The sequence below is a fragment of the Erysipelothrix larvae genome (assembly GCF_001545095.1).
GTDB classification, from domain to species: Bacteria; Bacillota_I; Bacilli_A; order Erysipelotrichales; family Erysipelotrichaceae; genus Erysipelothrix; species Erysipelothrix larvae.
The window spans coordinates 2,154,728-2,175,798 of record NZ_CP013213.1 but is presented as its reverse complement, the minus strand read 5'-3'; the positions used below and the strand labels follow the sequence as shown (position 1 = coordinate 2,175,798).

The window sequence follows — 21,071 nt, the reverse complement described above, 5'->3', positions numbered from 1 at the left end:
ATGGATGGGTTAGAACTCGCGTGCTTTCAACTTATTTCAAAAGCAGGAGCTGCAAAGTCACTTTGTTTTGAATCATTGAAGTATGCTAACGAAAAACAGTTTACTGTTGCAAGAGAAAAAATCTCAGAAGCGAAAGAGATATTCATCGAAGCACATACAGTTCATAGTCAGCTCATCACTAAAGAAGCACAAGGTGACTCTACAACAGTTACTCTGTTATTGTTGCATGCAGAAGATCAATTGATGTCCGCTGAGACAACACGAGATCTCATTGTGCAAATGATAACTATGTATGAAAAAATCTATGAATTAGAACATTAACTATTTTTAAAGCAGTCATTATATTCGTGACTGCTTTATTAAAGTATTTATTAAAGAAGGGAGTGTATGACATCAAATATGTCATACGAATCATGAGTATGAGTTTTCCAAAAGAATTTTTATGGGGTGGTGCTACAGCTGCCAACCAATGTGAAGGTGCATGGAATGTTGACGGTAAAGGTCCAAGTGTCTGCGATCATAATCGTGGCGGTGATTTACATACTAAACGTGTGTTCGATAAAATCATTGATGGGAATCGTTATTATCCAAGCCATGATGCAATTGATCACTACAACCGATTTGAAGAAGATATTAAGTTGTTTGGCGAAATGGGATTCAAAGTATACCGTATGTCCATTGCTTGGTCACGGATTTTCCCGCTTGGAGATGAAGAGTTTCCAAATGAACAAGGACTTGCTCACTATGACAAGGTCTTTGACACATGTTTAAAGTATGGTATCGAACCGCTGGTAACATTAAGCCATTTTGAAATGCCAATGGGAATTGTTGAAAAATACAATGGTTTTGAAACCCGAAAAGGTATTGAATTATTCGTGAAGTATGCAACTACAGTTATGGAACGCTATAAAGACAAAGTTAAGTATTGGCTTACATTCAATGAAGTGAATTTTGGTATGTTACCAATGGGACAATTAATTATCTTAGGAATGTATGACGAAGACATTATGAGTGGCAAAAAAGTGGATTATCAAAAACAATTCCAAGCACTCCACCATGTATTTCTTGCAAGCGCAAAGACTGTAATTGAAGGACACAAAATTAATCCGGACTTCATGATTGGAAACATGATTGCACATATGACTTTTTATCCACTCACACCAAATCCTGAAGATGTACGGTTAACACAAACCTTTGATAATTTGCTCAACAACTTCTGCAGTGATGTACAAGTCAAAGGTGAGTATCCTTACTTCATCAAAGAATATTTCAACGAAAAGAATGTAACAATTCATTTTGAAGAAGGGGATGTGGAAACGTTAAAAGAAGGTACGGTTGATTTCTATACCTTTTCATATTATGCAACAAACTGTATTACCGCAGAGAATGGTCATGAAATGACCATGGGTAATCTTATGGGAGGCGTTAAAAACCCGCACCTAAAGGCAAGTGATTGGGGTTGGCAAATTGATCCAACTGGATTAAGAATCACACTCAATAAATTGTATGACCGTTATGGAATTCCCTTGATGGTTGTTGAAAATGGACTGGGAGCCCATGATGAACTGGTAGATGGTACAGTTAACGATGATTATCGCATTGACTACTTAAGACAACATGTTGATATCATGGAAACAGCCCTTAATGATGGTGTCAATCTCATAGGATATACAATGTGGGGACCAATTGATTTGATTTCTGCAGGAACTGGTGAAATGAAGAAACGCTATGGTTTTATCTATGTTGATAAAGATAATGATGGCAGTGGAACCTTAAACCGATACAAGAAGAAGTCATTTTATTGGTACAAAAAACTCATCGCTTCACAAGGTGAAGATCGAATATAAAACAAAACTCTCCATGAACCTAAGTGGAGAGTTTTTAAGTGTTTGATAAGAACTGTTCTAGTGAATAAATGATGTTTGGAAGGGTAGATTGATCTATGATACGAGTCATTGAAAGACGATCGCCGCTACCTTCAGGATCGTGTACACAACGATTATAAAGATTGAGATCAAAGCGCATTGCGCCAGTTGTCTCGTAACTTTCGATGACAAGCAAAAAATCATGATCATAAAAGCCGTTACTGAGACGTATTGACCCTGAGCATGTTGCATATACTTTCTTTAGTCCACTCAGGAAATCCTCGAGATTACGCTTATAGAAATCAAGCGAATGTGATGTTGTATACATTGAAGACACGATATTGAGTCGTAATGTATACCGTGTTGTAAATTGAGTAGGTAGGGCTTCAAAGTGTGAATCAAATGATTCTAACTCTAGCTTTACCATCTGAGTTCCCTCAGCAAACAGTATTATTGACGCCATAGCAATCCCCCTTTTCTACAATCATACCATGAACACAATTCAAAGATGTGCTTCATGGGATAAATCCGACAATTTATTCAACGCAAATGGATTATAATGTACAATTGCATACAAAACATGCTCTAATACAGGTAAAATATCGAGAATTTTAAGGAAAAATGAAAAAAAATTACCAGTTGAAGAAAATAAAATATAAAATTTGTTTCATCACGTTGAAATGAATCGTGTTGCTATAAAAAATGATAATGACTATATTTACTCTGCAATGTCAACTGTAAAAGGAGTAATATAACAATGAAAAAGACCGTTGCTTTATTTTGCGCGTTACTCATTGGAACGCTAAATATGACCGCTTATATATTTGCAGACGAAGTTTCAGAGTATCCAGATTCACCTGAAAAAGTGGTGACCTTAACCGGATCACGAAAGTCGGTACGATTTGGTGACGATATGGTTGTGAAATTAGACGGAATAAATTTTAAGAACTCAATTGGAATTAAAAATCTTAAGTTCGATTATTTTACTGAAGTAATCGATACAACTCAAGAATTACAAAAAATTGTCATTCCTCGTTTCGATGCACGAGCGGATGGTAATGATCATGGTGTAATGATTCGTATTATGGCCATTGTCCAAAATGGATCATCGCTACGCATTGTAAAAGATATCAAGTTTTTACCCGATGATGGACAAGAACGTGTTGAAATAACACGAGCTGAGCTGTTGGAATGGTCGCAAGAAAACAATTATGGTAATCTACCAACCAAACTGTTCTTCAATTTTTCAAATATGAAAAATACAGAGATTGATTATGGAATGACACGCGTATTTTACGATATGTACCAATCTGCACCGTTTGAATTTCACTATAAAGTAGTAGAAGGAACGCCTTATAATGGTGCAGTGTATCAACTCTACCAAGGAGAACTTAGCTGGTATACAACTAATGTCAACAATCGGACATCAGTCTTAAAAAGTGTTTATCCTTATTTTGAAACATCTGATATAGAGGTAACTGCAAATGTAACAGAAGGACTTAAACCAGGCGATCTTGTAGAACTCAGTATAAAGGTTAAAAATAATAGTTCCCTCACCAATCGATTCCTATGGATGGGTCTTGAAGCAAGTGGTCTAGAACCTGTTTCAGTAGAAAGCCAATCAAGAATCGATCTGCAATTAACTCCCGAAGACTGGCGTGTTAGTGGAAACTTTTTGAATACACCTCTATACAAAAATGGTGCGTGGATAACAATAAGTCCAACTGATGAATACTCAGTGACGCAATTATTTAGAATTACAGAAGACTTCAATCAACCAACCCTTGAAGTGTTACCATACTTATTCGCCAATGGTGCATTTGATGAAAGAGAGTACAACGACGGGTTGACAGTGTATGTGGATGTTGAGGCCGAAGAACCTGAAGAACAAGAGACAGAAACAGAAACGCCAACCGAAACACCAGAAACACAAACCCCTGATGAAGGTGGAAACAATAGTGAAGACGTTGAAGAACCAACCGAAACACCAGAAACACAAACTCCTGATGAAGGTGAAAACAATAGTGAAGACGTTGAAGAACCAACCGAAACACCAGAAACACAAACCCCAGATGAAGGTGGAAACAACAGTGAAGAAGTAGAAGAACCAGCCGAAACACCAGAAACACAAACTCCTGATGAAGGTGGAAAAAACAGTGAAGAAGTTGAAGTGCCGTCTTTACCTGTAGAATCTCCTGTAGAAATTCCTGAGAGTCCATCAAATGAATCGGTTGATACTCCTGCTAATCCAAGTGATGAACAAGGAAATGACCTGGAAACAGGGAATGATACTGCTTCAAAAGATAGTGATGAAGATCAATCTATCGAAAAGAATGAAACATCAAAGGATGATCAAGAGCTACCAAGCACAGGACAAAAGTCACAGTTTACGCTATATGCTGGTATGATCCTCATGGGTATAGCATGCATGTTAAGTAACGCAATGCATCGAAAAAAAAGCTAGAGTGTAAGCAAAACGCGTGGTCTATCTAAAATTTAGACCGCGCGTTTATGTTTTTTAAAGCCCTTTTTTAAAAATAAAGCGGTAAAAACAATAAAAAAACCAATAAAAAAATATAATGGACAAATAAATTGAAATATCATTGCTTGAACAGCAATAAACATAGTAAAAACTTCCTCTAAAAGAAAAAAATGATAAAAAATTTCGTGTAAAACGAAATAAAATATCACATCTGCTTCAAAAAGTTGAAATAAACCACGTTGTTAATGATAATCGTTATCGGTATATTAGACACTGCAGTACCAATAAAGGAGTTATACTAATGAAAAAGTTACTTGGATTACTCGTAGCGACATTTGTGGTTATGCTGAATATGACCGCAATTGTATTTGCAGAAGATGAATCAGAATTCCCTGAAACACCTAAAACCACTATGACCTTAACAGGATCAAGAAAAACGGTACGATTTGGAGATGATATGGTTGTGAAACTCGACGGAATCAACTTCAGTAATTCGACCGGATTAAAAAACCTAAGATTTGATTATTACACTGAAGCAATTGATTCGACTCAAGAGATACAAGAAATCATTCTTCCTCGATTCGATGCAGTTGCAGATGAAGATGACCATGGGGTCGCAATTCGAATCTATGGATATTTGGAAAATGGATCGACTAGAAGTATCATAAAAGATATTATATTCTTGCCCGATGATGGCCAAGAATATGCCGTGATAACCCGTGAAGAATTATATGAATGGGCACAAGAAAATAACGGTGGAGCACTACCAAATATCTTGTACTATGAATTCCTAAATACATACAATGGTAAAGTTGATATTCGTGAAACACGAACATTCTATGAGATGAGACAATCAGCACCGATTGAATTCCGGTATTTAGTCGTAGAAGGAACGCCGTACAAATCCGCAACATACCAAAATTACCAAGGATCTCTCAGCTGGTATACTGATGATATTAAAAATAGAACAGCTGTTACAAAAACTGTTTATCCAAATTATGAAACATCAGATATCGAAGTATCTGCAAATGTTACTGAGGGGTTAAAACCTGGTGATCTTGTTGAATTAACGGTTGCAGTTACAAACAATAGTTCAATAGCGAACCGAAAGTTATGGATGGGATTAGAAGCACAAGGTCTTGAACTTGTCGATGACCAAGTCAAAACAAAAACCGAACTTGAATCAACCGCATCAGATTGGTACGTTAACGATTCTCACTTTGCAATCAAAGTCTTTAGAAATAACGCATGGATATTCGTAAATCCAAATCGTGATTATTCAGCAACACAGTTATTTAGAATTACAGAAGATTATAACCAAGAAACATTGGAAGTTAAGCCTTACTTATATACAGATGAAGCATTTGATGAGCGTGGATATAATGAAGGAATTATCCTCAATATTGACTTAAGCACTGACGCTGGAGAAGAAGAGGAAGAAGCGTTACCTCCTGAAGAATTTCCAGAGACAGGTAATCCTGGAGATGGTAATGAAACACCAGAAACAGGAAACCCAGAAGAAACAGGTAACCCAGGTGAAGAAGTAGATCCAGGCGAAACACCAGAAACAGGTAATCCAGAAGAAACAGAAAACCCAGGTGAAGAAGTAGATCCAGGCGAAAACCCAGAAACTGGCAATCCAGAAGAAACAGAAAACCCAGGTGAAGAAGTAGATCCAGGTGAAACACCAGAAACTGGTAATCCAGAAGAAACAGAAAACCCAGGTGAAGAAGTAGATCCAGGTGAAACACCAGAAACTGGTAATCCAGAAGAAACAGAAAACCCAGGTGAAGAAGTAGATCCAGGTGAAACACCAGAAACAGGCAATCCAGAAGAAACAGGTAACCCAGGTGAAGAAGTAGATCCAGGTGAAACACCAGAAACAGGTAATCCAGAAGAAACAGAAAACCCAGGTGAAGAAGTAGACCCAGGTGAAACACCAGAAACAGGCAATCCAGAAGAAACAGGAAACCCAGGTGAAGAAGTAGATCCAGGCGAAACACCAGAAACAGGCAATCCAGAAGAAACCGGAAACCCAGGTGAAGAAGTAGATCCAGGCGAAACACCAGAAACAGGTAATCCAGAAGAAACAGAAAACCCAGGTGAAGAAGTAGATCCAGGTGAAACACCAGAAACAGGTAATCCAGAAGAAACAGAAAACCCAGGTGAAGAAGTAGACCCAGGAGAAACACCAGAAACAGGCAATCCAGAAGAAACAGGAAACCCAGGTGAAGAAGTAGGTCCAGGAGAAGCACCAGAAACTGGTAACCCAGGCGAAGAAGTAGATCCAGGAGAAGCACCAGAAACTGGTAATCCAGAAGAAACAGAAAACCCAGGCGAAGAAGTAGACCCAGGAGAAACACCAGAAACTGGAAACCCAGAAGAAACAGAAAACCCAGGTGAAGAAGTAGACCCAGGAGAAACACCAGAAACTGGCAATCCAGAAGAAACAGGTAACCCAGGCGAAGAAGTAGATCCAGGCGAAACACCAGAAACTGGTAATCCAGAAGAAACCGAAAACCCAGGTGAAGAAGTAGACCCAGGAGAAACACCAGAAACAGGAAATCCTGAAGAAACCGAAAACCCAGGTGAAGAAGTAGATCCAGGTGAAAACCCAGAAACAGGTAATCCAGAAGAAACAGAAAACCCGGGTGAAGAAGTAGATCCAGGCGAAACACCAGAAACAGGTAATCCAGAAGAAACAGGTAACCCAGGCGAAGAAGTAGATCCAGGTGAAACACCAGAAACTGGCAATCCAGAAGAAACAGGTAACCCAGGTGAAGAAGTAGATCCAGGCGAAACACCAGAAACTGGTAATCCAGATGAAACAGGTAACCCAGGTAAAGAAGTAGATCCAGGCGAAACACCAGAAACAGGAAATCCAGAAGAAACAGAAAACCCAGGTGAAGAAGTAGATCCAGGTGAAACACCAGAAACTGGCAATCCAGATGAAACAGGTAACCCAGGTGAAGAAGTAGATCCAGGCGTAACACCAGAAACAGGCAATCCAGAAGAAACAGGTAACCCAGGTGAAGAAGTAGATCCAGGAGAAACACCAGAAACTGGTAATTCAGCAGAAGCTCCAGTGACTGATGTTAAGGTAATCGCTAAAGGTAAGTCAGATAACCAACTTACTAATCTAGGGAATGGTAGTTCAAAGAATATAGGAGAGCTACCAAATACAGGACAAAATTCCACTGTAGCCTTAAGTGCAGGCTTAGTTTTAATCGGTGGATTGTGTCTACTAATTAGTGAAATTCGTAGAAAGAAAACTAGGTAGTAAAAAAACGCGTAGGATATTATCGAATGTGATAACATCTGCGCGTTTTCTTTTTGTTATTTTAGGACTGTTTCTCCTTGAGTTTTAGAATTCTTAGAGACTCATAGTATTGTACTGCTTGTGCTTTCATGGTAAATGTGACCGTTGCATTATGATGTTCTTTTACAACACGTTCGATTTGTTCCAAACTTACATTAAAGAATTCTTTTCTTGTGTTGACTCGATTAACTTGGAACTCTTTAAATGTATTGTGAAGCGTTGCTTCAAGTTGGGGTGCATCATCAGAGAAAATCATAGCGTGAACATCGAATTCAAAAGGAACAGAAGCAGAGCCTAACTCCCTTACACGATCCATAGGCTCAAGGCGTCGCGTCAAGCCGATTTTATAGATGTTTTCACCGAAAGAACCTATATTTGAAATGATATAGATGTAGCCAGCTCTGGTATTTAGTTGACGGTTCTCAACGTCTTTTTTATCGAGTTGGAGTTGATTAAGTTTATGCTCTAGTTCTTTTATCTTAGTGACGTAGATTTCTCTTTCAACATCTGAGTTTGCTTTATTGAGATAATCAAATAATTTTTTTGATTCATTACTAAATTGCGTAATTTCCTTCTCAATTGCGCGTTTCGCTTGCTCTAGTTCACGTTCTGCTTTTGCTTCTTCGAGCATTTGTTCTTTTATTGCTTTTTGCTCTTCACGCTCTTGTTCCTTACGAACATTATACAGATGGATCTTTGCAAGTTCTTCAAGCTTTAGTTTGAGAAGGTCAGAATCTAAACTAATTCCATCATTTTTAAAGAGGGCATTAAGCGAATCGTAGAGTTTCATGATTCGTGAGCGTTGGGTATCAATATTCTTTGGTGTAGCTTTCTCAATGTATGAATCAGTTTCACCGATAAACAGCCGGAACAGTTTGCGATACTGATCTTTCATCGAAGCTTGTATGGACACTTTGACGTTGCTTGTTTGTTGAATCGTGTCGTTAATGATACGTTTTACTTCAGTTCTCAAGAGTGCAACTTGATTTTGGATTTCTTCTGAATGAATGTCCTCAAGATCAAAATGAGTATCCACGAAATCAGTGTTGAGGTACGATTCAAGTGTTTTTGTTTGTTCAAGTAGACTGGATTTCTCATCTTTTAGAGCTTCAATCTGTTTTTCATAATATTGACAGCGATTCTCAAGCTCGGATTTTTTATCTTCGAGTATAGCAAGGTTCTCTCGTTCAATATCAGGGACTTGGTCCTTAAGGTCTTGAATCTGTGAATAAAGTGAATCTTTCTGTATTTCTAGACTTTCTAAATGTGGGTACATTTCTAAAACTGGACCAATTTTGTTTAACTCTTTCAGGTAATTTTTGATGAGCAGGATGCCCAATGGAATTGTCAATATCAATAGCCAAGTCATTGATACAAGTGTAATCAGAATTAACTGAATAATGAACCATTTCTTAGTTCGAATGTTATGTTTCATTTTTATCCTCCTGTCGCATTGAGCGACTATAATAAAGGAGAAGTCTATATGACTTAAAATGTCACAATGAAATGACGGAAGTAATATCAAATAGAGGATAAATATATATAACCATATTTTATTATGCATAGTGAATGATGTAAAGGAAATGTAAGAAATATTGCCGTGTTTGAGTCGTAGTGTATGAACCATATTACGAGAACATGGATCAGTTTGTACACCCTTTGTGCAATTAGATAATAAAAACCCCACAATTTGTGGGGTTGATGTCAATTGGTGCGCGTGAAGGGACTCGAACCCCCATGCCAAAGGCGCTAGATCCTAAGTCTAGTGTGTCTGCCAATTTCACCACACGCGCATTATTTTGTACTGCTTATTGATTATACCAATCTCTAGATGAAAAAACAAGATGAAATGGCAAAAAAAATCAAAAATAAAGGTGTAAAATTGGGTGGTGCTTGATAAAAATAATAAACCATTAACAAACTACCGAAAATCAGTTGAAAGTAATCTTTAGGGAATCAATATAATGCTATGATATAATAGACAAAGATAAAGAAAGAGGTTGCTATGAAGATAATCATCACATCAGGTGGAACGCGCGAACACATCGATAATGTGCGTACGTTGTCGAACACCTCAAGCGGAAGATTAGGTCAACTCTGTGCTGAGGCATTCGCTCAAAGTGGTTATGACGTAATCTATATCCACGGTGTTCATGCATATATCCCAAACGGTGACATACTCAAAATACCAGTAGAAGGTGTTCTAGATTTAGAAAGAGAAATGAAGGCTGCATTAATGGACCCAGACGTTGTTGGTGTAATTCATGCAATGGCTGTGAGTGATTACTTTGTATCCTCAGTATCCAACTTCGAACAGCTCGCAAATCATATCGAAAACAAGACAAAAAAAGATGTTGTGCATATATTGAATACATTTGAAGAACATGGCTTTGATCGTGTACATAAAATTGGATCGAATGAATCAGGACTTGCGGTTTTGTTGAAGCCGGCACCGAAAATTATTCCCATGATCAAAGATCTCAGAAGTGATGTGATTTTAGTTGGATTTAAACTGCTCGTTGATGTCAGTGAAACTGAGCTCATTGATGTTGGGTATAAGTTATTAATGAAGAACCACTGTGATTTCGTTCTTGCAAACGATCTTGTGAATATTAAAGGTGATAACCATATTGGTCATTTAATCCAAGATGACCATACATACAAGACATTCCAAACAAAACAAGCGATTGCTGCAGGGTTAGTCGCAAAGATTTCAGAAAGGGTTAAATAATTATGCGAATTATATTAGGAGTAACAGGAAGTATCGCTGCCTATAAGGCGGCTGATTTAGCAAATTCCTTTACCAAAGAAGGACATGAGGTCCATGTGATTATGAGCAAGGCGGCAACGGAGTTTATTACCCCTATGACACTACAAGTGCTCTCAAAGAATTATGTTAATACTGATGTTATGGTAGAACCAGACCCACAACGCATTGAACATATTGACTTAGTGAAAGAGGCAGACGTACTCTTAATTGCACCAGCTACAGCAAACATCATTGGTAAGATTGCAAATGGTATTGCGGATGAAATCGTTTCAACGGTCGCGCTTGCAGGGCATGAGCTCAAAAAATACATTGCACCTGCAATGAATACTCGTATGTATGAAAACCCAGTAATGCAAGAGAACTTGCTAAAGCTTGAGAAACTTGGATATACCATTATAGAACCGCGGTCTACATTATTAGCATGTAGAGATGTAGGGAAAGGGGCTATGGCTACGGTAGAGACAATCCTAGCTGAAGTTATGTAGTATGAAATTATGTATGAACGCAGGAAATACCAATGTGACATTGGGCGTTGGCGAAGAGGATGTCATATTGTTTGAAAAAATCAGACGTGTTGATGAATCGGGAATCCGACAATTGTTGTTAGAAATAAAAGAGACGTATGAGATTGAAGCATGCCTTCTCGCAAGTGTGGTACCCAGTCAAGACGAAAGATTAATTGATATTATTAAATCCGTATTTGAATGCGAGGTGCGGATTTTAGAACTTAAGGATGTTCCACTGGACATCACGTGTTACACAACGCAATTGGGGCTTGATCGAGCATTAACTGCCTATGCAGCAATGAACCGTTACCCACAACCTTTTATTGTTTTTGATTTAGGAACCGCGACGAGCATTCAAGTCGTAAATCAAGATAAGTTTCAAGGGGGTTTGATTTTGTCAGGATTAAGAATGGGTTTGGAATCGCTTCATAAGCGCACAGACTTGCTTCCAGAGGTTGACGAAATCAATGTCGATAAAGTCATCGCAACATCCACAGAGACAAATATGCTTAATGGTGCTGTATATGGAGCGATAGGCGCAATTGAAGGTGTAGGAATGCGCATCGAAATTGAACTTGGATCTGAGTGTACGTGGATTCTCACAGGTGGAAATACACGATATATACGCAACTATCTATACCGTGATTTTGAAGTAAACCTCGTCTTGCTTTTGCAAGGAATGTTAGATGTGGCCCGTTTATAACGAACTGATAAAACCAATAACTGATCCTTTTCATGATATTGTGCGACACTTTTTGAATGTGATGCACTTATAAATACTTAGGAAAGGATTGGTTTTTTTTGTTTGTGATCTCAATGATATACGGATTCTTCTTATGAAAAAAAGGCCTGAAATACAAGATTTTAGGCCTTTTAGGAATGAACCCTTAGATTATGACAATATCGATATTACCAAATGCTGCATCACCATCAACGACGACTGTAGGCGCACCTTCAACACTTGCACGATTACCACTTCCTGTCACAGCACCCAAGGATGTAGTCACATTATTAATGATGTTCACATCACGGGGTAAATAAAGTGTTGTTTTCCCGAAGTTACAATCAACTTTAATGGTTGCACCAGATGGTGAGAAGACCGCGTTGTCAAAGTAAACCCGAAGGTTTCCGAAGTTATTTTCCACTTCTGCACGCTTGAGGTTTATGGAATTTACATACCGAGAAGCATCCCCGAAGTTGTTTTCAACGTAAACAATTTCACCTTCGTTTTCTTCATAATAAGAACTTCCAAAGCCACCTACGGATTCTTTTACTTTATCTTTTACATGTTTTCCACTTACATAGATATCTTCGCCATCTACGTTAACTTTGAATCCACGTTTTCTTTTTTTTGACCTGAAGTTACGCGAAATCATTTGGAACCCAATGGTTAGCAGTAAGGCTGCGGTATAAACTGCCCACATAGAACCTCGTGGGATTGAAAGTTCAGGTCGGTAGATATGGGCGATAATTGCCAATGGGAAGAATACCCCTCCCCATGATAATTCAACGAGGTTAATGAGTACAACGCCACCCAGTAAGAATGACCAAATAAGTTTGGTAACATTTCCTGTAATAAGGTCAAATGCAATGCCTAATGTAGCGACAGCGATGAGAATTAAGATAATTCCCCAATAAATTCCTTTGTTTTTTCTGATCATATTGATCGTTCCTCCATTTTCTCTTTCAATACCGGATAATACTTACGGGATACATAGACTATTTTATGTGATTCATGAAATTGTATCTCACGAACAGTCGTTGCGATACTCCGTTGTATTGACTCTACTTTTTTAATATTGACGATTGTTGATTTTGATATCCTCGCAAAGTGATTGGGTAACAATGATTCCAGTTCATACAGTCGGTATCGTGTTTGATAGGCTGCATGGACAAGGTGTGCAAATACAACTTCATTCTCTGTCTCAAAGAACAGAACGTCTTGTAATGCGAGTGGAAACTCATTGCCCCTATGTGTCGCGAAAACCGATTGGTTTTCATACTCCTTGATGAATGCTTCAATCTCAGGAGTGATCTCATGACAGGTTATTGTGAGTGTATCTGAATCGTGATTCGCATCGACAATCACGTTTATTTTCATGGGTTCTCCTCCTGTGACTCTATAATATTAAAATCAACCCTACTTCTCAATATTTTATCGGTAAGTGGTCATGAAAACGAGGTTATGTGGTATGTTTTCGAAGCTTTCTTAGAAGATCAATCTCGTGTTTGTAACCCTCAATCTCATTGGGTGTCTCTAAATAGAATGGTAAATGTCTGAGTTTCGGGTGATTAATGATGCGATTGAAGGCATCAATTCCAAGGGACCCTTGGCCAATCTTCTCATGACGATCTTTATGCGAAGCAAAGGGGTTTTTGCTGTCGTTGATATGAATTGCATGAAGTTTGTTTAACCCAATGATTGAGTCAAAGGCGTCAAGAACACCATCAAGGTCATTCACAATATCATACCCAGCATCATACACATGACAGGTATCAAGGCATACACCGATTTTGTCTTTGAAGTGGATTCCTTGGATAATTGCATCGAGCTCTTCAAAACTTCTTCCCACTTCACTGCCTTTTCCCGCCATGGTTTCTAATAAAACGATGGTTGTTTGGTCTTCAGTGATTATGCGATTTAAGTGGTCGATGATCATAGGAATCGCAACATCAACCCCTTGACCAACATGACTTCCAGGGTGGAAGTTATAGAGACTACCAGGAATGAAGCTCATGCGGTATAAATCATCACGCATCACTTCCTCGGCATATTCACGAACATACGCCTTATCGGAACATGGGTTTAAGGTATAGGGTGCATGCGCAAGGACATGGGTAATACCGTAATGGTTTGCAAGTGTATTGAATTGATGGATATCCTCAATGTTTAGAGGTTTTGCTTTACCACCCCGTGGGCTCCGTGTGAAAAACTGAAATGTATTGGCGTTGATTGACTTGGCTTCTGTTGCAAGGTGAGCATAGCCTTTAGAAAATGATTGATGACAACCGATGATGAACATAAAATCCTCCTAATTTATAATAAGAATATTATAACCTAAATTGAACCGTATAAAAATAAAAGAACCCAAGTGGGTTCTTAGTGTTATCGTATGAAATGTACACACACTGCTTCAGGAGCGTTGAAATCGGTTGAAACAACTTCAAGAAGTCCGCTTTCTTTATCACGTTTTAGGACACTGATGTTATCGGTGTCTTTATTCGCAACAAGTAAGTAACCTTGATCAGGTGTGATGTCGAAATCACGCGGGTGTTTTCCCCCAGCAGTAATGTTTTGAATCATTGTTAATGAAGCATCATCATTGACTTCAAAGACACTGATTGAATCATGACCACGATTTGATGCATACACAAATCTTCCATCATCAGAAATGCGAATTGCTGCCCCACTTTTCACGTCTTGTTGTGATGCAGGGAGTGTGGAGAGTGTTTGGATGTGAGTGAATTCAAACTCATCATCTTTTAATACAATGATTTCACTTGAAAGTTCACCAAACACATAGATTACAGGTTGAGTTGGATGGAATGCGATGTGACGCGGTCCAAATCCTTTAGGTGTAATATAGGTTGAAATCTCATTGAGTAAACGATACTTATGAACCATATCAAGACCTAAATCACACACATACAAATCTTTTGTATGTGGATGGGTTCTTACATAGTGAGCATGAGACCCTTCACCATAATGCAACGTTTTATCTAAAAGACCTTTTTCATACGCATGAACGAGTCCCATGTGATAGTTTGCGTCAAAGGTAGTGTCTGTAGCTTCATCATAATGTACATAACATGGTGGATTTCCATCTTGAGCATATGTAGCTACCTGTGTTGGTGGTGTTGTGTTTAAATCAAATACATGAATTCCCCCTTGTCCATTCACATCCGCAACACTAAACAAACGGTTTGTTGGTTTATGTGTGTCCAGATATGTAGGGTTATTTGTTTCCACAAGCAATGAAAGATTGCCAAGTGTCCCGGTGTTTGAATCAAAATCTGCGGTATATATACCCTTACTGTCTTTCTTTGTATAGGTACCAATAAATACTTTGTGCATTAGTAAAGCCTCCCTTTTGAGATTATTATAGCACACCCTTGTGGAAATAAATTTCATGACTCTTAGCACTAAGAAGTAAATTGTGAAATCATGGTGCAAATTAGCGGATTTAATTGATTTACAGTGGATTCAACCGTTACAATGAGTTTATGAAAAACCAGGAGGAACACTATGAGTAAGAAACTAAAGATTGTTACTATCGGTGGTGGAAGCAGTTATACACCAGAATTATTTGAAGGACTTATTAATCGTCAAGATCGCTTGAACATTCGCGAAATTTGGTTGGTTGATATTGAAGACGGGCGTGAAAAACTTGAAATCGTTGGCGCAATGGCGAAACGTATGGTTGAAGCTGCAGGTCTTGATTGGGATGTTCATTTGACACTAAACCGTCGTGAAGCATTAAAAGATGCGGATTTCGTGACAACACAATTCCGTGTAGGGCTCCTTGATGCGCGAATTCGCGATGAAAGAATTCCAGCTAAGTATGGTATGTTAGGGCAAGAAACAAATGGTGCTGGCGGAATCTTCAAAGCATTTAGAACAATTCCTGTAATTTTAGATATTATTAAAGATATGAAAGAACTTTGTCCTGATGCATGGCTTGTTAACTTTACAAACCCAGCAGGTATGGTGACAGAAGCTGCAATCAAAGTAGGTGGATGGAAACGCACTGTTGGACTTTGTAATGTACCAATTGGTTCTTATAAGATGAACCATGAAGCAATGGGTTATGACAAAGATGATGAAAAACTATTCCATAAGTATGCAGGGTTGAACCACTTCCACTGGCATCGTGTATGGGATGTTGATGGTCGTGAAGTAACACAAGACATCATTGATGTATTGATGGATCCTGAAAGTGAAATCACGAAGAAACATATGGTTAAGAACATCAAAGCACTTAACTTCTCAATGGAACAAGTAAAAGACCTTGGTATGATTCCATGTGGATACCACCGTTATTACTATATTGAAGAAGGGATGCTTGAAGAAGCACTTGAAGCATATGAAAAAGGCGAAACACGTGCACAAGTTGTTAAGAAAACTGAAGCAGAACTCTTTGAACTTTACAAAGATCCTAAGCTTAACTACAAACCAGAACAATTATCAAAACGTGGTGGTGCACACTACTCAGATGCTGCATGTGAATTAATTGCATCGATTGCGAATGATTCACGCACTGTAATGGTTGTTTCAACACAAAACAATGGAACAATCACAGACTTACCATATGACTGTATTGTGGAAGTGTCCAGTGTAATTACAGCACACGGAGCAGAACCATACAACTGGGGATCATTCCCTTCAGCTGCGCGCGGTCAACTTCAACTTATGAAAGCAATGGAAGAAGTTGTTATTGAAGCTGCAGTAAGTGGAAGCTATGCAAAAGCAATCCAAGCATTCACAATTAATCCATTAATTCGTTCAGGTGAAAAAGCACTTGAAATGTTGAATGAAATGTTGATTGAAAACAAAGATTACTTACCACAATTCAAAGAAACAATTGAAGCTTTAGAAAGCAAATAATAAACGTAGACCTCATCTTCTTGATGGGGTTTTCTTATGTGTTGATAAAAAAAACAAAAACTTTCGTCTTTGTTTAGTAGTTTGATGCAAATTTTAGGAGTTGTTGATACTTATCATAATTCAATGAGAACATCAGCGCAAACAATAAGTCGATAACCAGTTGCATTGCTGCACGAGAAGAGAATGCCGCCATTTTATGGATGAGTTCTTCTTGGGGTGGAACGTGGATGACTTTATCTGCCAATTTTGATAGTGGGTTTTCTTGCGGCCCTGTAAGAAGGATGGTTTTGACGCCATTCTTTTTAAGTGCCTGCATAATTCGGATATTTTCACCACTTGAACCATAGTATGAAACAACGAATGCAACACTATCTGGTGATTGTGTTAATGAACTCATCAATTGGAATCCATTTTGAGTTTCAACCGTAACACTTACACCAATGCGTAACAGTTTATACTGAAAGTCTTGAGCAATTAACAGTGATTGACCGCTCCCATATACATGGATACGCTCTGTTTCAACTAAGAGCTTCGCAACTTCTTCAAGCTCATGAATATCAAGTTTATTATAGGTGTCCATCATTGCTTGAATGTTCAAATTAAGAATGTTTTTCACAACTGTGTTTGAAGAATCATTGGGGGCAAAAGGAACATTATCGTGGATACGTGTTCGCGTTAAGTTTGATGTACTTAACTCACTTGCTAGTAAAATCTTAAATTCTGAAAATCCATCGGTTTTCACTTTCCTGCAAAAACGTGTAATGGTTGCGGCACTTGAATAAGTTGCCTCCGCAAGATCGTGGATTGTCATATTTGTTGTCTTATGGGGGTTTTCTAAGATATAGGCAGCAATGACTTTTTCAGAATCAGAAAAAGCTTCAGCTTCCTTTAAGCGGTCGGTTAGTAAAATCACAGTAAATCACCTCTAGGCATATTATACATTATTTATTGAGAGACTTGTTAAAAAAATAGCCAGAGGATCATACAATCTATGATAATGGATCATGATTAATCAATCCTTGGTGAACAAATGGGACGTTTTGGTAACTCCAAACCAAAAACAACCAGTCTCAACACTTTCCTAAAACGTATCGAGCTAAATATAAACAAGATACAGAACATTCCTGACATATTGAAAGAAGATGATAAAAACGAGGGACTAATTGAAGTTGACGACTATAACTGTCGTATACTCTTGGTATGATCACCATATAGACACAAAAGTCCAAAGACTTACGGTAGAGATGTTCAAGATGACATCATGAACACCTGTATTCTGGACGCGTAAAATATGGAGGCGATTATATGAGTGTGATTAATACATACAAGCATCATACAGAAGCGCTTGTAGAGGTTGATGAAAAAGGTGTAAAGACGATTATCTATGCAGGACGTACCTTTAAGAGTTTCAAGGATGTTATTAGTTATAAACAATCGGAGAAACCAAAACAGACAAGTTTCAAAGAAATAAAAGAACATTATGCGCGGGCAAAGGGTGATTTTTAAATTTAAGATTTACGAGCTGAAAAGTGTATATTATTAGAACGGATAGCAAGATACTGTTTAAGGATTGATTTGGATAATTAAGCGTATCCGTCACTTATGTTAGTTCAAGCAGCGCATCTATTCTTAATATATAAAGGAGTAGTCTTGTACATTTATTGTTGTATAACGATAGAATTAATCTTCTCAAAATCTTCTCACTCGATAAAAAAGTATTAAAAAACCCACTAAACAGTGGGTTAAACGCAATATGGCGGAGAACATGGGATTCGAACCCACGGAAGCATACACTTCGCCACCTTTCCAAGATGGTGCCTTAAGCCGCTCGGCCAATTCTCCAAGTGCTCATTTATTATAGCAAAATCCCCGAACGATGACAAACCTTTTTGTATAAATATCTGAACAGTACGGTCGTAGAAATCAAAGGAAATCAAAATTGGAGTTTCGTTAAGTGAATTCATCTAAATTGAAGGGTGCTGTTTGTGTATAAAACAGCACCCTATCTTGTGTTAATTCTAATTTTTATTGCTCAATATATGCTTTTACTTTTAATGCAAGTGCCACTGTTTTCCCATCTTCAATATATCCTTTGTGGATGTCTTGAATTAAATGGTCTAGTGATACAAGTTCAACACTTAATGATTCCGTTTCATCAAGGTTTTGTTGTGTTTTCTCAAGGTCATATGCATAGTACATATGAATCACTTCATCAGAACCACCTGGTGATAAATAAAGCTGACCGAGGTAGACCAATGCGTGTGCTTTGTAGCCGGTTTCCTCTTCAAGTTCACGAAGTGCTGATTGTTCATGGGGTTCATGAGGATCAATCAATCCTGCAGGAAATTCTAGGAGTTCTTTGTTTGCGCCAAAGCGAAATTGTTTAACCATTAAGAACGATGTGTTGTCATCGGGTGATGCCGCAATACAAACACCCCCTGGATGATTCACAACTTCAGCAGTAAATGTTTGATGATCGCCTATATCGAAGGTATCCATCGATACATCCACAATCACCCCTTCATAGACTTTTTGTGTTTTTATTTTTTGCATAACAATTACTTACTGGTCAGTTCAATGTAGAGGTCAATGCGTTGTTTCACAAGCTCAAGGCTTTGTTTCCAGAATGCTTCATCACTGACATCGATGTCTGCAAGAAGGGCAACATCTTCACAAGTTGCTGTAGGTGTGCTCTTAAGAAGGTTACGGTATTTTGGTACAAATGCTTCGCCTTCTTTTTCAAATTGAGCATAAAGACCCAGTGCAAATAGACCCCCAAATGCGTATGGGAAGTTGTAGAAGTTGAGTCCAGCACTGTAGTAGTGTCCTTTACATAACCACATATAAGGGTGGTAGGTATCAGGGTCAACCCCATCACCATAGGTATCCTTTTGTGCTTGAACCATGATTGCTTTAAGATCATCTGCAAAGAGGAACTGATCTTTACGTCTTTCTAAGACATTGTATTCAAACTTAAAGCGAGAAAGAATGTCGACAGTAATTTGTGTTAAGTCTTGAAGTGAGTTTTCTAAGAGTAGAATTTTTTCTTCGTCGCTGGCAGTTTTTAATGCAGCGTTTAAGACGATGTTCTCACAGAATGTGGATGCTGTTTCCGCAACAGGCATCGTATAGTCCGTATTGAGAATGGCATTGTCTTCAATCATCATCCCATGGTAAGCATGACCAAGTTCGTGTGCAATGGTCACAATGTCTGACATTGTTCCACCATAATTAGTCAGCACGCGGCTTTGTTTAATAAAGGAAAGGTTTGAACAAAATGCACCATCGCGTTTTCCTTTGCGAGGTAGAAAGTCAATCCAATTTTCTTTGTAAGCACGATCTGCCATGTGGCTGAGATCTTCTGAGAAATCCGCAAAGCTTTCCACAATGATTTTATGGGAGTCTTCAACAGAATATGTTTTTGGGTTCTCAAGCTTATACGGTGCAAATAAATCATACCAAGGCAATCCGTTTTCATGACCCAGTAGTGTTGCTTTATGTTTTAAGTAGCGTCTGAATTCACCGAAGTAGGATTCAATGGAATTCAATAAAGCATCCAATGTCTTTTGAGACATGCGTGAATCGAAAAGTGTCTTTTGAATTGGACTGTCATACCCTCTTAAATCACTGGTGAGGTTAACTTGTCCTTTAATGCTGTTTAAGGCAAAAGCAACACTGTCTTCAATCTTTGGATACAGCTCAAGTTCAGTTTGGTAAGCCTTTTTACGGGTTTCACTGTCTTCGTCATACGCCAAGTTACGAATTGATGAGAGTGTGTATGTTTCACCTTCTTTTTCAATGGTTGTAACTGAGGTTAAGTGACTTTGAAGTGTGCTCCATGCACTTGCAGCGTTGATGTTCATCAAGCTGATTGCGTTTTCAACATCTTCGGATAAGTTATACGCTGCTTTATCAATGATTTCTTGAAGGATGAAGCGGTGCTCATTTACCAATTCATGAGTGCTTGCCCACTCATCGAAGTGATCCTTTTGACTGATAAACCATGTTTTAAATCGTGCAGTTGGTGCAGATAGTTTACTAAAAATAAGACTGATCTTCCCTGCATAACCTGCACTTTGTGTATCGGTTGTATTTGTTGCCATGTTAAGGTGTACAAATGATGCGATACGTCCCCCTAATGTTTCAAGGTCTGATAAGGTTTCAAGCCATGAAACAAGACTGTCGCAGTCTTTTAAATCCTGAGATAAAGCGTCAAGCGCTTCAATTTTTGATTCGATCAATTCTATATCCGCATCGAATGTTTCATCGTATGCACGATAGAGTTCATCAAGTGACCATGTATACATATATTTCCTCCTGATATTAGACTCATTAATTATAGCATGAAACCTTTGTGTTTCAAGAAAATGCAAAAATTTTTCAATAAAGCTTGAAAATGTTTCTGAGAAGTGGTATATTGTTTTCAAGAAAGGTGGAAGTAATCATGAAATGTACACAAATTAAACACAGCATTCACAATTCTGGCTACTTCTTTAGCTACTATCCTTAATTAGGTTAATGCCA

The 21,071-nt window shown here is 38.2% G+C and carries 18 protein-coding genes and 2 tRNA genes; 9 read left to right on the top strand and 11 right to left on the bottom strand.

The features are described from left to right. Together AOC36_RS10075 and AOC36_RS10070 are read left to right on the top strand one after the other, a co-directional pair. Entirely contained in the window at window positions 1-321 is a 321-nt protein-coding gene (locus tag AOC36_RS10075; protein WP_067633874.1) for a PTS lactose/cellobiose transporter subunit IIA, read from the top strand. Between the two features lie 98 nt (window positions 322-419). Beyond that, on the top strand, window positions 420-1,847 hold the full coding sequence (locus AOC36_RS10070) for a glycoside hydrolase family 1 protein (RefSeq protein WP_067633873.1): 1,428 nt from the start codon (window positions 420-422) through the stop codon (window positions 1,845-1,847). 34 nt (window positions 1,848-1,881) lie between these two features. On the opposite strand, the gene AOC36_RS10065 is transcribed toward AOC36_RS10070, so the two are convergent. Beyond that, entirely contained in the window at window positions 1,882-2,328 is a 447-nt protein-coding gene (locus AOC36_RS10065) for a hypothetical protein (RefSeq protein ID WP_067633872.1), read from the bottom strand. A 294-nt stretch (window positions 2,329-2,622) separates the two neighbouring features. Between AOC36_RS10065 and AOC36_RS10060 the strand changes: the two genes are divergently transcribed. Next, window positions 2,623-4,329: an ICP22 family protein gene (locus AOC36_RS10060; RefSeq protein ID WP_067633871.1), complete on the top strand. Its 1,707-nt coding sequence runs from the start codon at window positions 2,623-2,625 to the stop codon at window positions 4,327-4,329. Window positions 4,330-4,648: 319 nt separating this feature from the next. After that, entirely contained in the window at window positions 4,649-7,627 is a 2,979-nt protein-coding gene (locus AOC36_RS10055; protein WP_067633870.1) for an LPXTG cell wall anchor domain-containing protein, read from the top strand. 61 nt (window positions 7,628-7,688) lie between these two features. On the opposite strand, the gene AOC36_RS10050 is transcribed toward AOC36_RS10055, so the two are convergent. Together AOC36_RS10050 and AOC36_RS10045 are read right to left on the bottom strand one after the other, a co-directional pair. Further along, the gene (locus AOC36_RS10050) at window positions 7,689-9,101 is read right to left on the bottom strand and encodes a GIY-YIG nuclease family protein (protein WP_067633868.1); all 1,413 of its coding nucleotides are present in this window, start codon (window positions 9,099-9,101) and stop codon (window positions 7,689-7,691) included. Between the two features lie 274 nt (window positions 9,102-9,375). Beyond that, window positions 9,376-9,459: transfer RNA gene (locus AOC36_RS10045), tRNA-Leu, on the bottom strand. A gap of 212 nt (window positions 9,460-9,671) precedes the next feature. Between AOC36_RS10045 and AOC36_RS10040 the strand changes: the two genes are divergently transcribed. Genes AOC36_RS10040 through AOC36_RS10030 form a run of 3 tightly spaced genes read left to right on the top strand, consistent with a single transcriptional unit; the run spans window position 9,672 to window position 11,645 of the window. Further along, on the top strand, window positions 9,672-10,397 hold the full coding sequence (locus tag AOC36_RS10040; RefSeq protein ID WP_067633865.1) for a phosphopantothenoylcysteine decarboxylase domain-containing protein: 726 nt from the start codon (window positions 9,672-9,674) through the stop codon (window positions 10,395-10,397). Window positions 10,398-10,399: 2 nt separating this feature from the next. Further along, on the top strand, window positions 10,400-10,921 hold the full coding sequence (locus tag AOC36_RS10035; RefSeq protein ID WP_067633862.1) for a phosphopantothenoylcysteine decarboxylase: 522 nt from the start codon (window positions 10,400-10,402) through the stop codon (window positions 10,919-10,921). Window positions 10,922-10,934: 13 nt separating this feature from the next. Next, complete coding sequence (locus AOC36_RS10030) at window positions 10,935-11,645, top strand: type III pantothenate kinase (RefSeq protein ID WP_157777181.1); 711 nt, start codon at window positions 10,935-10,937, stop codon at window positions 11,643-11,645. A 184-nt stretch (window positions 11,646-11,829) separates the two neighbouring features. On the opposite strand, the gene AOC36_RS10025 is transcribed toward AOC36_RS10030, so the two are convergent. The 4 genes from AOC36_RS10025 to AOC36_RS10010 form a co-directional block, all read right to left on the bottom strand. After that, window positions 11,830-12,603 carry a LiaF transmembrane domain-containing protein gene (locus AOC36_RS10025; RefSeq protein ID WP_067633858.1) on the bottom strand — a complete coding sequence of 258 codons (774 nt, stop codon included), beginning with the start codon at window positions 12,601-12,603 and terminating at the stop codon, window positions 11,830-11,832. After that, window positions 12,600-13,043 (bottom strand): LytTR family DNA-binding domain-containing protein, encoded by a 444-nt coding sequence (locus AOC36_RS10020; protein WP_067633856.1) that lies wholly within the window; start codon window positions 13,041-13,043, stop codon window positions 12,600-12,602. Before AOC36_RS10020 ends, AOC36_RS10025 begins: the two co-directional genes overlap by 4 nt. Before the next feature lie 82 nt (window positions 13,044-13,125). Continuing rightward, window positions 13,126-13,965, bottom strand: coding sequence for a deoxyribonuclease IV (locus AOC36_RS10015; RefSeq protein ID WP_067633854.1), 840 nt, complete (start codon window positions 13,963-13,965; stop codon window positions 13,126-13,128). Between the two features lie 83 nt (window positions 13,966-14,048). Beyond that, a complete protein-coding gene (locus AOC36_RS10010; RefSeq protein ID WP_067633852.1) occupies window positions 14,049-15,017 on the bottom strand; it encodes a lactonase family protein in 969 nt (322 codons plus the stop codon). A gap of 171 nt (window positions 15,018-15,188) precedes the next feature. On the opposite strand from AOC36_RS10010, the gene AOC36_RS10005 reads away from it, so the two are divergent. Beyond that, window positions 15,189-16,547 carry a 6-phospho-beta-glucosidase gene (locus tag AOC36_RS10005; RefSeq protein WP_067633850.1) on the top strand — a complete coding sequence of 453 codons (1,359 nt, stop codon included), beginning with the start codon at window positions 15,189-15,191 and terminating at the stop codon, window positions 16,545-16,547. A gap of 73 nt (window positions 16,548-16,620) precedes the next feature. Here the strand turns inward: AOC36_RS10005 and AOC36_RS10000 are convergent, their stop codons facing one another. Continuing rightward, on the bottom strand, window positions 16,621-17,460 hold the full coding sequence (locus AOC36_RS10000) for a MurR/RpiR family transcriptional regulator (RefSeq protein WP_232505366.1): 840 nt from the start codon (window positions 17,458-17,460) through the stop codon (window positions 16,621-16,623). 392 nt (window positions 17,461-17,852) lie between these two features. Here AOC36_RS10000 and AOC36_RS09995 point away from each other — a divergent pair, with 392 nt between their 5' ends. Next, complete coding sequence (locus AOC36_RS09995) at window positions 17,853-18,053, top strand: hypothetical protein (RefSeq protein ID WP_067633847.1); 201 nt, start codon at window positions 17,853-17,855, stop codon at window positions 18,051-18,053. Between the two features lie 248 nt (window positions 18,054-18,301). On the opposite strand, the gene AOC36_RS09990 is transcribed toward AOC36_RS09995, so the two are convergent. From AOC36_RS09990 to AOC36_RS09980, 3 genes are all read right to left on the bottom strand, one after another. Then, window positions 18,302-18,389 (bottom strand) — tRNA-Ser (locus tag AOC36_RS09990). Window positions 18,390-18,572: 183 nt separating this feature from the next. Next, window positions 18,573-19,100 (bottom strand): NUDIX hydrolase, encoded by a 528-nt coding sequence (locus AOC36_RS09985; RefSeq protein ID WP_067633845.1) that lies wholly within the window; start codon window positions 19,098-19,100, stop codon window positions 18,573-18,575. A gap of 5 nt (window positions 19,101-19,105) precedes the next feature. Beyond that, on the bottom strand, window positions 19,106-20,854 hold the full coding sequence (locus tag AOC36_RS09980) for a M3 family oligoendopeptidase (RefSeq protein WP_067633843.1): 1,749 nt from the start codon (window positions 20,852-20,854) through the stop codon (window positions 19,106-19,108). Window positions 20,855-21,071 lie beyond the last annotated feature (217 nt).

Excerpts from the sequence above, each read along its gene's own strand:
- AOC36_RS09980 (WP_067633843.1), bottom strand. The coding sequence starts at position 20,854 with ATGTATACATGGTCACTTGATGAACTCTATCGTGCATACGATGAAACA.
- AOC36_RS10070 (WP_067633873.1), top strand. The coding sequence starts at position 420 with ATGAGTTTTCCAAAAGAATTTTTATGGGGTGGTGCTACAGCTGCCAAC.
- AOC36_RS10025 (WP_067633858.1), bottom strand. The coding sequence starts at position 12,603 with ATGATCAGAAAAAACAAAGGAATTTATTGGGGAATTATCTTAATTCTC.
- AOC36_RS10055 (WP_067633870.1), top strand. The coding sequence starts at position 4,649 with ATGAAAAAGTTACTTGGATTACTCGTAGCGACATTTGTGGTTATGCTG.
- AOC36_RS10060 (WP_067633871.1), top strand. The coding sequence starts at position 2,623 with ATGAAAAAGACCGTTGCTTTATTTTGCGCGTTACTCATTGGAACGCTA.
- AOC36_RS10030 (WP_157777181.1), top strand. The coding sequence starts at position 10,935 with ATGAACGCAGGAAATACCAATGTGACATTGGGCGTTGGCGAAGAGGAT.
- AOC36_RS10035 (WP_067633862.1), top strand. The coding sequence starts at position 10,400 with ATGCGAATTATATTAGGAGTAACAGGAAGTATCGCTGCCTATAAGGCG.
- AOC36_RS10040 (WP_067633865.1), top strand. The coding sequence starts at position 9,672 with ATGAAGATAATCATCACATCAGGTGGAACGCGCGAACACATCGATAAT.
- AOC36_RS10020 (WP_067633856.1), bottom strand. The coding sequence starts at position 13,043 with ATGAAAATAAACGTGATTGTCGATGCGAATCACGATTCAGATACACTC.
- AOC36_RS10010 (WP_067633852.1), bottom strand. The coding sequence starts at position 15,017 with ATGCACAAAGTATTTATTGGTACCTATACAAAGAAAGACAGTAAGGGT.
- AOC36_RS09985 (WP_067633845.1), bottom strand. The coding sequence starts at position 19,100 with ATGCAAAAAATAAAAACACAAAAAGTCTATGAAGGGGTGATTGTGGAT.
- AOC36_RS10005 (WP_067633850.1), top strand. The coding sequence starts at position 15,189 with ATGAGTAAGAAACTAAAGATTGTTACTATCGGTGGTGGAAGCAGTTAT.
- AOC36_RS09995 (WP_067633847.1), top strand. The coding sequence starts at position 17,853 with ATGAGTGTGATTAATACATACAAGCATCATACAGAAGCGCTTGTAGAG.
- AOC36_RS10050 (WP_067633868.1), bottom strand. The coding sequence starts at position 9,101 with ATGAAACATAACATTCGAACTAAGAAATGGTTCATTATTCAGTTAATT.
- AOC36_RS10015 (WP_067633854.1), bottom strand. The coding sequence starts at position 13,965 with ATGTTCATCATCGGTTGTCATCAATCATTTTCTAAAGGCTATGCTCAC.
- AOC36_RS10065 (WP_067633872.1), bottom strand. The coding sequence starts at position 2,328 with ATGGCGTCAATAATACTGTTTGCTGAGGGAACTCAGATGGTAAAGCTA.
- AOC36_RS10075 (WP_067633874.1), top strand. The coding sequence starts at position 1 with ATGGATGGGTTAGAACTCGCGTGCTTTCAACTTATTTCAAAAGCAGGA.